The organism is Arthrobacter sp. AG1021 (genome assembly GCF_003633665.1).
Taxonomy (GTDB): Bacteria; Actinomycetota; Actinomycetes; order Actinomycetales; family Micrococcaceae; genus Glutamicibacter; species Glutamicibacter soli.
In genome coordinates, this window is record NZ_RBLB01000010.1 from 301,763 (window position 1) to 315,848 (window position 14,086).

At 63.7% G+C, this 14,086-nt stretch carries 15 protein-coding genes and 1 pseudogene; 8 read left to right on the forward strand and 8 right to left on the reverse strand.

Translation table 11 applies throughout. From position 1 onward, the window contains the following. Positions 1–11: 11 nt before the first annotated feature. Both DFO58_RS14955 and DFO58_RS14960 read right to left on the reverse strand, forming a co-directional pair. Entirely contained in the window at positions 12–359 is a 348-nt protein-coding gene (locus tag DFO58_RS14955) for a P-II family nitrogen regulator (RefSeq protein ID WP_047118147.1), read from the reverse strand. 23 nt (positions 360–382) lie between these two features. Next, positions 383–1,621, reverse strand: coding sequence for an ammonium transporter (locus DFO58_RS14960; RefSeq protein ID WP_053797208.1), 1,239 nt, complete (start codon positions 1,619–1,621; stop codon positions 383–385). Positions 1,622–2,008: 387 nt separating this feature from the next. On the opposite strand from DFO58_RS14960, the gene DFO58_RS14965 reads away from it, so the two are divergent. Together DFO58_RS14965 and DFO58_RS18695 are read left to right on the forward strand one after the other, a co-directional pair. Beyond that, a complete protein-coding gene (locus tag DFO58_RS14965; protein ID WP_052772216.1) occupies positions 2,009–2,770 on the forward strand; it encodes a gamma-glutamyl-gamma-aminobutyrate hydrolase family protein in 762 nt (253 codons plus the stop codon). 41 nt (positions 2,771–2,811) lie between these two features. After that, entirely contained in the window at positions 2,812–3,369 is a 558-nt protein-coding gene (locus tag DFO58_RS18695) for a TetR family transcriptional regulator (RefSeq protein ID WP_047118149.1), read from the forward strand. Here the strand turns inward: DFO58_RS18695 and DFO58_RS14975 are convergent. Continuing rightward, on the reverse strand, positions 3,366–3,989 hold the full coding sequence (locus DFO58_RS14975) for a thymidine kinase (RefSeq protein WP_047118150.1): 624 nt from the start codon (positions 3,987–3,989) through the stop codon (positions 3,366–3,368). The two genes, DFO58_RS18695 and DFO58_RS14975, sit on opposite strands and share 4 nt — an antisense overlap. A gap of 341 nt (positions 3,990–4,330) precedes the next feature. Here DFO58_RS14975 and DFO58_RS14980 point away from each other — a divergent pair, with 341 nt between their 5' ends. After that, positions 4,331–4,627, forward strand: a complete 297-nt coding sequence (locus DFO58_RS14980; protein WP_053797205.1) for a hypothetical protein — start codon at positions 4,331–4,333, stop codon at positions 4,625–4,627. Here the strand turns inward: DFO58_RS14980 and DFO58_RS14985 are convergent, their stop codons facing one another. Next, positions 4,628–6,010, reverse strand: coding sequence for an amino acid permease (locus DFO58_RS14985; RefSeq protein WP_286163627.1), 1,383 nt, complete (start codon positions 6,008–6,010; stop codon positions 4,628–4,630). 121 nt (positions 6,011–6,131) lie between these two features. After that, positions 6,132–7,412 carry a kynureninase gene (gene kynU / locus DFO58_RS14990; protein WP_047118153.1) on the reverse strand — a complete coding sequence of 427 codons (1,281 nt, stop codon included), beginning with the start codon at positions 7,410–7,412 and terminating at the stop codon, positions 6,132–6,134. 106 nt (positions 7,413–7,518) lie between these two features. Here kynU and DFO58_RS14995 point away from each other — a divergent pair, with 106 nt between their 5' ends. The 4 genes from DFO58_RS14995 to DFO58_RS15010 all read left to right on the forward strand — a co-directional run bounded on the left by DFO58_RS14995 (position 7,519) and on the right by DFO58_RS15010 (position 10,758). Continuing rightward, on the forward strand, positions 7,519–8,004 hold the full coding sequence (locus DFO58_RS14995) for an Lrp/AsnC family transcriptional regulator (RefSeq protein WP_120991570.1): 486 nt from the start codon (positions 7,519–7,521) through the stop codon (positions 8,002–8,004). Between the two features lie 225 nt (positions 8,005–8,229). Continuing rightward, entirely contained in the window at positions 8,230–8,649 is a 420-nt protein-coding gene (locus DFO58_RS15000; protein ID WP_053797202.1) for a hypothetical protein, read from the forward strand. Next, a complete protein-coding gene (locus DFO58_RS15005) occupies positions 8,630–10,093 on the forward strand; it encodes a HAMP domain-containing sensor histidine kinase (RefSeq protein WP_286163628.1) in 1,464 nt (487 codons plus the stop codon). The genes DFO58_RS15000 and DFO58_RS15005 overlap by 20 nt, the downstream gene beginning before the upstream one ends. Then, entirely contained in the window at positions 10,090–10,758 is a 669-nt protein-coding gene (locus DFO58_RS15010; protein WP_047118157.1) for a response regulator transcription factor, read from the forward strand. The genes DFO58_RS15005 and DFO58_RS15010 overlap by 4 nt, the downstream gene beginning before the upstream one ends. 103 nt (positions 10,759–10,861) lie before the next feature. On the opposite strand, the gene DFO58_RS15015 is transcribed toward DFO58_RS15010, so the two are convergent. Both DFO58_RS15015 and DFO58_RS15020 read right to left on the reverse strand, forming a co-directional pair. Then, positions 10,862–11,713: a polyphosphate polymerase domain-containing protein gene (locus DFO58_RS15015; RefSeq protein WP_120991597.1), complete on the reverse strand. Its 852-nt coding sequence runs from the start codon at positions 11,711–11,713 to the stop codon at positions 10,862–10,864. After that, entirely contained in the window at positions 11,713–12,348 is a 636-nt protein-coding gene (locus DFO58_RS15020) for a DUF4956 domain-containing protein (protein ID WP_047118158.1), read from the reverse strand. The genes DFO58_RS15015 and DFO58_RS15020 overlap by 1 nt, the downstream gene beginning before the upstream one ends. A 750-nt stretch (positions 12,349–13,098) precedes the next feature. On the opposite strand from DFO58_RS15020, the pseudogene DFO58_RS15025 reads away from it, so the two are divergent. Continuing rightward, positions 13,099–13,245, forward strand: a pseudogene (locus DFO58_RS15025) (IS110 family transposase); the annotation flags it as partial. Positions 13,246–13,541: 296 nt separating this feature from the next. Here DFO58_RS15025 and DFO58_RS15030 read toward each other — a convergent pair. After that, positions 13,542–13,943, reverse strand: coding sequence for a hypothetical protein (locus DFO58_RS15030; RefSeq protein WP_047118159.1), 402 nt, complete (start codon positions 13,941–13,943; stop codon positions 13,542–13,544). Positions 13,944–14,086: the final 143 nt, after the last annotated feature.

The following is a 14,086-nucleotide window of genomic DNA, read 5'->3' on the forward strand; positions in this document are numbered from 1 at the left end:
TTGGTGGATTTCTAGATGGCCGCCTCGCCGGTTTCGCCGGTGCGGACGCGGATGATCTGCTCCAGCGAGGCAACCCAGACCTTGCCGTCGCCGATTTCGCCATCCGGGCCTGTCCGCGCGGCCTCCAGAATGGTGTCCAGCGCGCTGTCCACCTTCGCGTCCGGAACGAGCAGTTCCAGCCGGATCTTGGTGCGGAAGTTCACCGAGTATTCCTGGCCCCGGTAGTATTCGGTGCGCCCGCCCTGGACGCCGCGGCCCTGCACCTCGGTGGCGGTCATTCCTGTGAATCCGGCTTTCTCCAATGCGGCGCACACGCTTTCGAGCCGGATCGGCTTGATCACTGCGGTGACGAGTTTCATTTGCCTGCCTTTCGATGCGGGACTTAGAACGGACGGCTGTCGTAGGCGGTTTCGGCATGGACCGAACGGTCAAGTCCGGCTTCCTCGTCCGCCTCGTCCACACGGATCGGGCGGATCTTGTTCATGACCCACAGGATCGCGAAGGTCATGCCGAAGCTGTAGCCCAGCGTGACCGCAATGGCGATCAGCTCGCTGCCCAGCTCAGAGAACGCCCCGCCGAAGACGATGCCCGCCATCTCGCCGGGAGCCGCCGGGTTGGCGAAGAACGTGGCGAACAGCGAGCCGGTGATGCCCGCGATGCCGTGCACCGCGAAGACATCCAGCGAGTCGTCGATGCGGTGGCGGCGTTTCCAGGTGATGGCCCAGGCCGCGGCCGCCGCAGCCAAGAAGCCGACCATGATGGCGCCGACCGGGCCGACCACGTCGGCCACCGGGGTGATGCCGACCATGCCGGCGATCGCGCCGGTTCCCAGGCCCAGCATGGTGGCATGCCCGTCGCGGATCCGTTCGATCGCGATGAATCCGAGCATGCCGCCGCACAGCGACAGCAAGGTGGTGAGCACCACGTACTGGGCCAGGAAATTCGCGCCCCCGGCCGTGCCGCCGTTGAAGCCCATCCAGCCGGTGGCCAGCAGGCCCACGCCGATCATCATCAACGGGAGGTTGTGCGGACGTCCGGCCTGCGCCTTGCGGCGGCCCAGCACCACCGCCAGCGCCAGGCCGGCGGCGCCGGCGTTCATGTGCACCGCGGTGCCGCCGGCGAAATCATGGAAGCCCAGCTGGTTGCGCATCCAACCGCCCACGGTCCCGGCTTCCGGATTGTCGAAGGCGAAGACCCAGTGCGCCAGCGGGCTGTAGACCACCAGAACCCACAACGCCACGAAAACCAGCCAGGATCCGAATTTCATGCGGCCTGCGGCGCCCGAGGCCACCAGGGCGGCGGAGATCGCGGCGAACAAGACGTAGAACGCCGCCCAGAAGGTTCCGCCGGCCTCGTCATCGCTCATGAAGTCGGTGTAGAACGAGAAGTCCAGCGGGTTGCCGATGAGCCCCAGTCCGCCGACCGAGTCGCCGAGTACAAGCCCGTGGCCGACCACGACGTAGACGACGCCGGTCACGGCCAGTGAACTGAGCACCATGAGCATCATGTTCAATACGTTGCGTCCGTTGAGCATGCCGCCGTACAGCATTGCCAGCCCAGGAAACATCAGCAGGACCATGGCGAATGCAGCCAGCAGCCAAGCCATGTCAGCAGCTTCCATCTCGGGACCCCTTTCGAAGAGTTTGAGTGCGAGTGGGTTCAAACTATCGACGTGAGATTCCGCGGTGCTTTCGATTTTGTTTCTGCGAAGAAACAGAATGTTTCATTATTCGAGCCACATATCGCGGTCGTGACATTTATGTAAATTGCGCGTCGCTGCCCGAAATAATTTTTGCCTCGCATTCACTCCGGGAGTATTTTCGAGAGCACATTCATACACGCCAGCACGGGATTGTTAACGGAAGGCTATTGAAGAATTTCCGGAAATCCCGGTGAAACAATCCTGACCTAATCACGAAATCACGCGGTTTTACACTGGCAGGGCACCCCGCGAATTTACCGCTCCGACGCATCTGCCGGGAGCGGCCAAAGCCAAATGGAGCCCGACATGGAACCGATGAAAATTGCCGTCCTGCATATCCGCGACACTCGCGAGCACGACCCCGGATTCCAGCTGGAGCTGGACGAGCTCAATGCCAGCGCCGCCACACAGATCCTCGCGGAGGGGCATGAACCGGAACTTGTCGCGACCTGGCAGCTGTCCTTGGAACAGGTGCAGCAGCTCGTGGACTGTTCGGATGCCGTCATCATCATGGGCGGCGAAGATGTGGACCCGGAATTCTACAACGGCCCTGAAGACTACCCGGGATCCGGAACCCACGAGCCGCAGGCCGACCGCATTCAGATCGCCGCCATCCGCTACGCAATGGCCACCGGCACTCCCCTGCTGGGCATCTGCCGGGGCATGCAGCTGCTCAACGTCGCCTTGGGAGGAACCCTGGTGCAGCACCTGCACAACGTGCAGGACCACCGGTGCGAAGGGACGGATCCGTTTGCGCAGACCCGTGTGGGCTTTGTCGCCGAAGCGCTGGCCGAAGACTTGTCGTCCGGGGACCTCCACCTATGCTCGCACCATCAAGCCATCCACGCCCTCGGGGCGGGGCTGCAGATCGCGGCCATGTCCAGCGACGGCGTGATCGAGGCAGTGGTCCACGATTCCGCCAAGGCCACAGCGGTGCAGTGGCACCCGGAGCACTCGCAGACTGCTGCTGCCCAGCTGGGTCCGTTAATCCGGCGGCTGGCGCACCAGCACGCGCAACCGGCCGCAGGGGAGGCTGAAATCCTGCAGCACCAGTTCGCCGGCGCATAGCCGCCGGTCCGTGGGACAGGGCGTACGTCTAGACTTGAGGCATGGCATTGACTCAGTTAACGGTCGTGGATACCGCGGTCGACATCCTGCAACAGTTCGGATTGGCTGATTTGTCGATGCGTCGACTGGCCAAGGAACTGGATGTCCAGGTCGGCGCCCTGTACTGGCACGTGAAGAACAAGCAGGAGCTGCTGGCCCAGGTCGCGGCGAAGCTGCTGAACACCCCGGCGCTCGCGGTGCGGGCCGAGGACTTCGCTTCGCCGGGCGAGGCGGTGCTGCAATTGATGCGCAAGCTCTATCTGGCGCTGCTTCCCATCCAGGACAGCCCCGAGGTCATCGAGGTTGCCAGCGCCATGCAGGTGAAGGACCTTCAGCCGGTGCTGCTCCTGCGTGCCCTCTTGCAACGGGCCGGGCTGACTGCCGAGCAGGCGCGCTTCGGCCAGCAGCTGCTGCTGAACCACGTGCTGGGCTCGGTCGCCTACCGCCAGAACCTCATCCAGCTGGACGTGGACTCGGAGGAAAGCGACGGCTACGACTGGGGCCTGCAGCGGGCCGTCGCCGGGCTGCTTTCCCCGGCGCCAGCCCCCGCGCAGGATTAACCGAGCGTTCCCCCGGAAAGCTCCAGATAACAGGCCGCGCACAGCGATTCGTACCAAACGTCCTCGCCGTCGATGGCCACCTGGTCCCCGTCGAACACCACGTTCTGGCCGATGCGCCGGGTGTTGAACATGGCCTTGCGCCCGCAGCGGCAAATCGTTTTCAACTCTTCAAGCGAGTGCGCCAGCTCCATGAGCCGGGCCGATCCGGGGAACGCATGGGTGCGGAAGTCCGTGCGGATGCCGTAGGCCAGCACCGGAACGTCATCGAGCACTGCAATACGCAACAGGTCGTCGACCTGCTGCCGGCTCAGGAACTGGGCTTCGTCCACCAGCAGGCAGGCCACGGGCGGAGCGTCGATATGCGGGACGAGCGCGTCCGGGTCGTCGCCCGAAGCCAGTGCCGCGAACTGCTCGCGGACGTTGTCCAAGGGCGACACAATCAGGTCCACCGCACGGCTCAGCCCGAGCCGGGAAACGATCGAGCTCTCCCCCTTGGTGTCCACCCCGGGCTTGGCCAGCAGGATCCGCTGCCCGCGCTCTTCGTAGTTGAAGGCGGCCTGCAGCAAGCTCGTCGATTTGCCCGAGTTCATTGCCCCGTATCGGAAATACAGCTTGGCCACAGTCGCCCCTTGTCGAATCCATCGGCCTGCCAACGGCAGACCACCTACGATTTTAGCGCCCGGGACCCATTCCTCCATGACACTGCATGTCGTTCCGCGACCAATTGTGACCGAGCGGCGTGCGGATCGCCGCCGCCGCTTCCCCCGCACCGAAACGGTTTTATAGCATGGAGCCAGCTTCACGAGATCTGATCGCGGGGAACCCCACGGGTTCCGGCAAGGCTCCGACCGATCAGGCGCCAACCCCACACAGTTGTACGGCGGGTGGCTCGGATGACGAAGCGGCTCGCGGCGCATCCGGCGCTTCGGGCAAGGACAACAACCTGCAAAGGCGTGGACCCATGAGCAAGCAAACCCATCTCGGCCTGGCCGCGAAGCCGCTGACAGCCAACCCCCTGCCCCGCTTCGCCAATGACTGGATCAGCGCCTGGCTGCAGTTGGACGGCGGCACCGGGCTGCTGCATATCGGCGCGGGCCCGCGCGAATGGATCCTGGAACCGCTCGATCCGACGGCGCTGGGCGCCGCCGTAGATCCGGGAACCCAGATCGAGGGCCAGTTCAATCCCGATTTGAAGATCGCCCTGATCCCCGGATCGCATCTGGTGGCGGGCAGCTCGTTCTTCCGGCTGCGCGCGTAGTCAGCTGCGCGCCACGGGCTGCCGGCGGACGAAAACCAGCCAGTACAGCAGCGACATCACGACCACAAACGGCAGGCCGAAGACCAGCGTGAACTTGAATTCCTCGACGAACAACGTGGTCAGCAGCAGCCCGCCCAGCAGCGCCGCCCCGAGGATGGAAGCCGCCGGGTAGCCCGGCAGCTTGAATTCCAGCGGGCTGCGCTCGCGGGCGGCCTGGCGGCGGAAGCTGACGTGGGTCAACAGGATCATGAACCAGGTGGCCAGCGCGCCGAAGGTGGCCAGCGACATCATTAGGCCGAAGCCTCCCTCGGGAAGCACCGCAACGGCGATCGCCGCCACGGCGATGCCTCCGCCTGACATCCACACTGCATGCACCGGGGAGCCGTTGCGGCTGGTGCGGTGCGCCAGCTTCGGGGCATGGCCTGCATCTGCCAGCGAGTGCAGCATGCGGGTCGCCGCGTAGAGCTGGGCGTTCATCGCCGACAGGGCCGCGATGATCAGCACGAAGTTCAGCACCGAGCTGGCAAAGGGGATGCCCACCTGATCCATGACGGTGACAAACGGCGAACCGCCGGAGATCAGCTCGCTGGTCGGCGCAATGGCAAGGATCAGCGCCATGGTCAGCACGTAGAACAGCAGCAGGCGCAGGAAGGAGACCTTGAAAGCCTTGCGCACCGCGAGCTGCGGGTTGCGGGCCTCGGCGGCCGCGATGGAAATCGCCTCGATGCCCATGTAGGAGAAGATCGCCACGATCACCGCGCTCCAGGTGCCCGACAGTCCGTTGGCGAAGAAGCCCGAACCAACGCTGTAGTTCGCGAACCCGAAGCCGTCGGCCGGGTCGTGGAACACCAGCCAGGCGGCGATGACGATGAAGGCGATGACCGCGAAGACCTTGATGGCGGAGAACCAGTATTCGGTGGTGCCGAAGACCTTCACGCTGGAGAAGTTCACCGCGAGAAGGGCGGCGGAGAACAGCAGCACCCACAGCACCCCGGGCACCTCGGGGAACCAGAACTGCATGTATTCGCCGATGGCGCTGACCTCCGTGCCGACCGCAAAGATCAGCGCTGACCAGTACATGTATTTGGTCAGGTAGCCGGCGTAGCGGCCGAGGTAGCGTTCGGCGTACACGCCGAAGGAGCCGGCCACCGGCTGCTTCACGGTCATTTCGGCGAGCGCTCCCATGACCAGCAGCGCGATCACTCCCCCCAGCACGTAGCTGAAGATGACCGAGGGGCCTGCCATCGCGATGGCGAGCTTGCTGCCGGCGAACAGTCCGGTGCCGATGGCGCTGCCCAGGGCGATCATCGCCATCTGGGCAGGGGTCAGCGATTTCTTCAGGCCGGGGCCGGGCCCCTTGGTTCCAACCGGCTGCTGCGCCAACGATGCTCCCTGCTGTGTACGTGTGCGGCACGCGGATCTTCATTTGCGCGCCGCGTCTAAGCGTACTCGGGAGCTTTCACCCCGGATCTTCGCCGAAGATCCGGGGTCTGGCGGATACCGCCTAGGTCACGGCATTTCGGACCGTGAACTCTTCGCGCTGCCAGTCGCCGGTGTGCAGAATCTCACGCAGGATTTCCACCGCATCCCAGATGTCGGTGCGCGAGAGGTACAGCGGGGTGATGCCGAAACGCAGGACCTCCGGCTCGCGGTAGTCGCCGATGACGCCGCGGGCGATCAGCGCCGCCATGATCTCGTAGCCGTGCTCGTGGCGGAAGCTGACGTGGCTGCCGCGCTGGGCGTGCTCGCGCGGGGTGACCAGTTCCAGGCCGTGGTCGGCGCAGCGGGTCTCGACCAGCTCGATGAACAGGTCGGTGAGTTCCAGCGAGGCGGCGCGCACCGCGTCCATGTCCGCTTCCAGGGCGATATCCAGCCCGACCTCGATCATGGCCAGGGAGGTCACCGGCTGGGTGCCGCACATGAAGCGGCGCACGTCGTTGGCCGGGGTGTAGTGCTCGGCCATCTCGAACGGGGCGTTGTGCGACCACCAGCCGGACAGCGGCTGCCAGAAGCGGTCGTGGTGGCGGGCGTTGACCCAGATGAAGGCCGGGGATCCGGGCCCGCCATTGAGGTACTTGTAGGTGCAGCCCACCGCGTAGTCCGCGTCCGCGCCGTTCAGGTCTACCGGGACCGCACCGGCGGCATGGGCCAGGTCCCAGATAACCAGCGCACCGGCGTCGTGGGCGGCGGCGGTGATCTGATTCATGTCCCACATCGAACCGGTCCGGTAGTTGACGTGGGACAGCGCCAGCACGGCGGTGTCATCGCCCAGGGCCGCGCGCAGCGAGGCCTCGTCGTCGATGAGCTTGACCTCGTAGGGCACGCCCGTTTCCTGCGACAGCGAGTTGACCAGGTCGGCCAGTCCCTCGGCGATGTAGATGTCGGTCGGGAAGTTGTCCCGTTCGGTGATGATGACCCGGCGCTGAGGCGCATCGGACTTCTGGATGCGCAGCGCGGAAGCCAGCGCCTTGAACAAGTTCAGGCTGGTGGTATCAGTGATGGCGGTTTCGCGGGGATGCGCTCCCAGCAGCAGGCCCAGCTTGTCGCCGAGCACCAGCGGAAGCTCGAACCAGCCGGCTTCGTTCCAGGAGCGGATCAGGCCTTGGCCCCATTCTGCGGTGACGACCTGCGCCGCGCGTTCGGCCGCGCCATGGGGCAGCGCACCGAGCGAGTTGCCGTCGAGGTAGATCACCGATTCGGGCAGCGCGAAGCGGCCCTTGAACCGGCGCAGCGGATCCTGCGCGTCGAGCTGTGCCAATTCCTCGCGGGTGTGTACCGTCTGCACGCTGTGCTTCCCTTCCTGGATGCCATGAATGTCCCTCCATCGTAGAATCAGAAGCAGGAAAATTTCTTGGGTTCCGAATTTTTGCAAATAATAGGGAGGCTGATCCGTGCCGGATTCAGTATGGGCAGTTTCGGGGGCCGACTCGGCGAATTCCGTTCACATCGACGAGGTTGACTTGGCGATCCTCGTCGAACTCAGCCGGGATGCCCGCCTGGCGAACAACGTCTTGGCGCAGCGGGTGGGCTTGGCTCCTTCGACCTGCCTGGGACGCGTCAAGATGCTGCGCACCCGCGGGGTGATCGAGGGCTACGAGGCGAAGATCAACGAGAAGCTGCTGGGTGTCACGGTCAACGCGATGATCTCCGTGATCGTCGCCCCGCAGGCCAGGGACCGGATGCTTCCCGCGGCCAAGGCCCTGGCGGCGCTGACTCCGGTCCGCGACGTTTTCGTGCTCGGCGGCACCCCGGACCTGCTCATCAGGGTCGCCACCCGGTCCATTGACGAGTTGCGCACTTTCGTCGCGAGCCATCTGGGATCTAACCGTGCGTTCTCCTCCACGCAGACGAATATCATCTTCGAGCACCTGCGCTAGCCGGGGTGCCGGTGGACGTCAGGTGAACATCCGCTGAACTCCAGGTGTCTGCGCTGCGGGCTGCGCCGTCGCACCACATCATTCGAAGAATTCTGCGAACCCTCGATGACCTGATGATTTTCATTTCACATGGCCGTATCATGAGCCTTGCTGCGATTGGGGAGCACACCACACGATGAGCCGTTTTCTCATGTTCGTCTCATCTGGCACGACGAGAATGAGGACATGGGAAAACGCATAGCGCTTCGGGCGATTGGCCTGGTCGCGGCTCTCGCCGTCATCGGAGCGGGAATCGCGGCTCTGGCTCAGTTGGTCTCCGGACCTTCCCAGAGGGATCTGGGCCCAGGCATCGTCGTCCACCAATCCGAGGTGCCCAGCGAGGACGCCGGCTTCGCCGAGCGTACCGGGGAACCTGCCGACCCGTCGGCCATGCCTTCCCCGAGCAAAGACCCCAAGGAACCGGCCAGCCCGTCGGCCTCGGCGAGCCCCTCGGCCTCCAGCAAGCCGAGGCCTTCGAAAACCAGCTCTCCCAAGCCCACCCAAGGTCCGGTCAAACCGCTTCCGCCGAAGGCCCCAGTGGATGACGACGACGCTTGGGACGACGACGACGCCTACGATGACGACGATGATGATGACGACGACTAGCAGACCGCCGCGTCGCCGGGTCTCCATCCGAGCCCGCGTGCTCGCCTCGATGATCCTTCTGGTTGGCTTCGCCCTGGCGGTCTCCGGTGCCGCGATCTACGTCTACGAACGCCAGGAGCTCAACGCGCGCTTGGATGATTCGCTGACCCGCACTGTGGAGGAATTCCGGGTGCTGGCGGAAACCGGCATCGATCCGCAGACCGGCAACGGCTTCAAGCACGCCGAGGACCTGCTCTACACTGCCATGCAGCGCACGCTGCCTGCCCGCTACCAGGGCATGGTGGGTTTGAGCGCGGACCAGCTGCAGTGGACTGCCCCCGCCACCGTGGAAATGCGGCTGGAGGAAGACCCGCAGTTCCTGGAATGGGCCAAGACCAGCGCCGCGGACCAGCATGTGCGCATCGAGAATTTCGAGACTGAACTGAGCGAATACCGCGCCATCGTGGTTCCGATCCAGCTCTCCTCCGACCCCAAGCCAGCACGCTTCGTGCTGGCCTACGACTACACGGCCGAAGTCAGCCGCATCAACAAGCAGTTCATGGTGTTCTTCGGCGTGGGCCTGGTGGTAATGCTGCTTGCCGGAGGTGCGGCCTACCTGATTGTCGGGCGCATGCTCGAACCCATCCGCCGGCTGCGCGACACCGCCCGCCAGATCTCCGAATCCGACCAGTCCTCGCGCATCGAGGTCACCGGGGACGACGAGTTCGCGGAGTTGACGGTCACCGTCAACGACATGCTTGACCGGCTTCAGGACGCACTGAATTCCCAGCGCCAGCTGCTGGACGACGTGGGCCACGAGTTGCGCACCCCGGTGACCATCATCCGCGGCCACCTGGAGCTCATGGATGTCCAGGATTCCGAGGACGTCGCCCAGACCAAGGACATCGCACTGGACGAACTGAAGCGCATGTCGCTGCTGATCAACGACCTGATGACCCTGGCTGGGGCCAATCGCGCGGATTTCCTGTCCGCCAAGCCGACCGACATCGGCACCCTGCTGGACGAAATCCTGGACAAGGTCCGCGCGCTGGGAAACCGCGACTGGCGCATCGGCCACCGCGAGGAAGCCAACGTCACCCTGGACCCGGCCCGCATTACCCAGGCCATGTTGCAACTGGCCGCCAACGCCGTGAAATTCTCCGACGAGGGTTCGCGCATCGATTTAGGCTCGGCCATGCTCGAAGAGCAGGACACGGCGCCGGTGCTGCGCCTCTGGGTGCACGATGCCGGCGTGGGCATCGCCCCCGAAGACCTTGAACGGATCTTCGAGCGCTTCGGCCGCGGCCAGAACAGCGACCGGGCCAAGGGCTCCGGGCTGGGCCTGAATATCGTATCGGCCATCGCCGATTCCCACGGCGGATCGGTCTGGGTGGATTCCGTGCCCGGCAGCGGTTCGACGTTCTACATCGACATCCCCTTGGCCGAAGGAGCCCACAGCGTATGAGCCTCATCCTGATCATCGAAGACGAACCGCGAATCAGCTCCTTCATTGCCAAGGGCTTGAAGGCCGCCGGCTTCATCCCCACCGTCTGCGCCACCGCGCGCGAGGGCTACGCCCAGGCCCGGTCCGGGAATTTCGAGCTGATCATCTTGGACCTGGGGCTGCCGGACGAGGACGGCTTCAGCCTGCTGCGTCGGATGCGCGAATCGCACATCGACGTCCCGGTGATCATCCTGACCGCCCGAAACAGCGTGGACGACACCGTGGCCGGGTTGCAGAACGGCGCGGACGACTACATGGCCAAGCCCTTCCACTTCGACGAGCTGCTGGCCCGGGTGCGGCTGCGGCTGCGCACCGAAGACTCGTCCTCCGACGTCTCGGTCCTTTCGCACGGAAACATGGAAATGGATCTGCTGCGCCGTCTGGTCACTGTCGACGGTGTCGAGGTGGACCTGTCAGCCCGGGAATTCTCACTGGCCGAGGCCTTCCTGCGCAACCCGGGGCTGGTGCTCAGCCGCGAGCAGCTGCTCTCCAGGGTCTGGGGCTACGACTTCGACCCCGGCTCCAACGTGGTGGACGTGTACGTGCGCTACCTGCGCAACAAGCTGGGCGGGGAGCGTTTCGAGACGGTGCGCGGCGTCGGCTACAGGCTGGCCCGCGAATCCTAGGATCCCGCAAAACCAATGCCTTGGCCGCCTGTCCCCTTGCGGGGCTGGCGGCCAAGGCATTGAGGAGCGCCTTCCGTGGAGGGGGCCGGAGGCGCCGGCCGCGCTAGCTAGCGGCGGCCTGCCAGGGCCCGGTGCCCCGGAGCTTCGAAGCGGGTCGCGGACCGCTGGCATGCCGGGACGACCCGAAACGCTGCTCCAGCAGCCGGCTCCACTTGTTGGCAGGAAGCTGCGGATTGAGCAGCGCAATGCCGATGCAGTACTTGCTCATGCTCACCGGGCGGATTCCCAGTGCCGCCAGCGCCTGGTCGCTGACTCCGCGCCCGTCCGCTGACTTGGTTTCCACCACCACCAAGTCCGGCCCCTGCACCTGCTGCCGGCCGTTGGCGTACTCCAGCTCCACGTCGCAGGTGACCCGTTCCCCGTCCAGCGGGTTCACGAAGGTGCTGCGGATGTAGGAGCTGTCCAGCACCGGCATCAAATCGGGCACCTCTTCGCCGTATTCCCTGGACACCACCTGGTCCAGGAACTCCAGCGAGCTGTCGGTCAGCCGCCCCGCGTCGTCCAGTTCCTGTTCGATGCGGTGTTTCACGGTGGCGCCGCGCAGGCCCTTGGTCTTGATCTCGAACATCGACAGCCCGGTCTCCGCATAGGTGCGGCTGCGCACCTTGTAGCGGCGCCGGCGCCCCTGGCGGTGCGCGCGGTACTGGGCGAAATCCTCGGTGTCGAAGTAGACCGATTCGTAGCGGAAGGTCCGCAGACCGTCGATCTCCATGATCTTGAAGTCCTCCCGCAGCCGCTGCGCCAGGGCCGTGAACTCTTGGGCGGTGAGCAGGAACTTGCGGTCCACGCGGGTCTGCAGGGCCGCCTGGTCGATCACCTCGTCCAGGCCGATAGGTGCACGGCACACCACTGCTTCTTCCAGCGCGGCTTTGGCGCGGCCTGCGAGCGGCTGCATCAGGACCACGTCTCCTGGGCGACCGGCGCATTCTGCCGGGGCGCGTTGGCCAGCTGGTACGAACCGCCGGATTCCCGCTCGCCGCGGCTCGGGCCGACCCGGAAACGCACGTCCACAATGGTCAGGTCGCGGACCATGTCCAGCTCGATGACCACGGTACGCAGGACCTTGGCGCCCAGCAGCTCCTCCAGGGCCCGGGCCAGATCTTCCGAGCGCGGGTAGGCCTTTTCCAGGGTCACTGTCTGGCGTTGGGTGCGCGGGGCGAAGCCGGGATGGTCGGCGAAGAACATCACCACGACCAGGGCCGCGGTCACCGCCGGGGAGAACCAGGCCGGGTCCGGATGCAGGCCGTTGACCAGGCCGATGGCCAGCGAGATGAAGTAGTAGGCAACTTCCTCCTGGGTCAGGGTGTCAGACCTCAAGCGGATGATCGAAAGGATGCCGAACAGGCCCATGCCCAGGCCAACCCCGGCGCCCGAGCCGGACAGCAGCATGGTGACCGCGAAGATGCCCATGCTCAACGCGATGTAGGCAAGGACCAGATCACGGCGGAAGTGCCGGCGGAAGTAGACGAAGTACACCAGCACGGTCATGCCAACGACGTTGGCGGCCAAACCCATCCAGAATGACAACATTTTATTTACCTTTCACCGAAAGTTCATCTCTTGTTTCAAGAGTAGGAAGGCCAAATGAAGGAAATAAAAGAAGCCGATGAGAAGACTCTCATGTGCGTCTTGGGATGCATGACAACAACTGACGGTCCGGCGCTACCGGTGGAGGCCCTGAAAAACCCGCATCAATCACCCGAGAGAACAAGGGACCCCGGCGCACGAGGAGTCAAGGGCGGATCGGGTGCCTCCGGAAGCGATCAGAAGATAGACCAACTCCAGCGTCTTCTTATCAACTAGATCGCTGAACCAGGCAGCTCACCAGCTTGCGGTGCCCCTTTCAGGAGCCAGATCTGCCTGATGCACCCATCGGAAGATTCGACCCACACCCCCAGTGCGTAGTCCTTCCGCACTTCGTCCCTAGGTGTACGGTCGCCTATTTCATTAGATACAGTGCGTCAGATGACCTTTTAATGCCTACCACCGGAATCCACGGGGAGTCCAATGGAATGTAGCAACAATAACGGTTCGGCGCGCGAAAGCTTGAACTTCTTTGAGTAAAACATTATATTTTCAATTTCTCTGGAGGCCGGTGATCCGTCAGATTTTTGAACGTAAATTACCAACAGACCATCATGGTGTCCGGTGACCGTGCCCAAAACCGTCTTGCAGATTCGATATAGCCGTTGTGGCGTGACACCGCGCTCAAGTTCAAATGCAGTCTTTTCGTACTTCTGGGCACTTTCTGGTTGCCACATTCCCTCAAAGTACCTTGCAAGCCGTGACTACTATGACCAGAAACGAGGCCAAGGCAAACGGCATAATCAGGCGCTCATCGCCCTGGCTCACCGCCGGCTGACGGTGCTGTTCGCGATGATCCGGGATGGGTCACTTTATGATGTTCCAGAGCTGAAAATTGCTTGAATTTAAACATGGGGGCACCCCCTGAATAGCGACTACCACTTGTCCCGGCGTCCGGCACCGCCCTTCCAGCGGGTTCGATCGGCTTGTTGAACCAATAACGTCACGACGACAAGTAAAGGTTGGAGTCCACGCGCCGATGTCTACAGATTTCGCTTATGAGTTATTGGGAAGCTACTTGCCCTACACGGAAAGCTGACATAACCGCCCCGGCGGGATTGCCTCGACGTCATATAACGCACTGCGAAGAAAATTGCGGGCGCCATTATTGATTCGGCGGACCCTGAACCGAGCGTTCTTCAAACTCTTCCCTCACGACGCGACACATTGCCGGTTCTCGAATAGCGCCGATCCGCCAGGAACCTGAAGTGTGCCCCGATAATGGCCCCGGACGCCGCACTCACCAATTCCGTTGGCCACAAACCCAACCATCGGCTCTCGGTCAGGCCAAGCAGCGCAATGCTGGCGAAGACCACTAGTGAAAGCGCCACACCAGCCAGATTTGGACGCAGAAAATAGTACATCGCAGATCCACACAGCACTCCTACGGCTACTCCCAGCAAAAGCAGTGGAAGCACACCCACCCCCACGAAGGACAGAGACAACGCAACTGCCGACAATGGAGCGGCGATGGCAACGGCCCAGGACACGGCGTCGGCCCCCTTGGCATAACGCGGTTTGCGCTCAGCTTTCTCAATCATTGTCTCCACCGACTTCCATTACAGTCATCTTCCTCGAACGGCGATTCGATGCTCACTGTTGCAATCTCCACGCAACCACTGTGTTCGAAGCTTCCAGACATCGCGACAAGCTGACGACCGAACGTCACTCAGCACCCTCCCAG

Bases quoted from the DNA above. Each gene is read 5' to 3' on its own strand.
- DFO58_RS14955 (WP_047118147.1), bottom strand. From the start codon at position 359: ATGAAACTCGTCACCGCAGTGATCAAGCCGATCCGGCTCGAAAGCGTG.
- DFO58_RS14960 (WP_053797208.1), bottom strand. From the start codon at position 1,621: ATGGAAGCTGCTGACATGGCTTGGCTGCTGGCTGCATTCGCCATGGTC.
- DFO58_RS14965 (WP_052772216.1), top strand. From the start codon at position 2,009: ATGGAACCGATGAAAATTGCCGTCCTGCATATCCGCGACACTCGCGAG.
- DFO58_RS18695 (WP_047118149.1), top strand. From the start codon at position 2,812: ATGGCATTGACTCAGTTAACGGTCGTGGATACCGCGGTCGACATCCTG.
- DFO58_RS14980 (WP_053797205.1), top strand. From the start codon at position 4,331: ATGAGCAAGCAAACCCATCTCGGCCTGGCCGCGAAGCCGCTGACAGCC.
- DFO58_RS15000 (WP_053797202.1), top strand. From the start codon at position 8,230: ATGGGAAAACGCATAGCGCTTCGGGCGATTGGCCTGGTCGCGGCTCTC.
- DFO58_RS15005 (WP_286163628.1), top strand. From the start codon at position 8,630: ATGATGATGACGACGACTAGCAGACCGCCGCGTCGCCGGGTCTCCATC.
- DFO58_RS15010 (WP_047118157.1), top strand. From the start codon at position 10,090: ATGAGCCTCATCCTGATCATCGAAGACGAACCGCGAATCAGCTCCTTC.
- DFO58_RS15015 (WP_120991597.1), bottom strand. From the start codon at position 11,713: ATGCAGCCGCTCGCAGGCCGCGCCAAAGCCGCGCTGGAAGAAGCAGTG.
- DFO58_RS15020 (WP_047118158.1), bottom strand. From the start codon at position 12,348: ATGTTGTCATTCTGGATGGGTTTGGCCGCCAACGTCGTTGGCATGACC.
- DFO58_RS15030 (WP_047118159.1), bottom strand. From the start codon at position 13,943: ATGATTGAGAAAGCTGAGCGCAAACCGCGTTATGCCAAGGGGGCCGAC.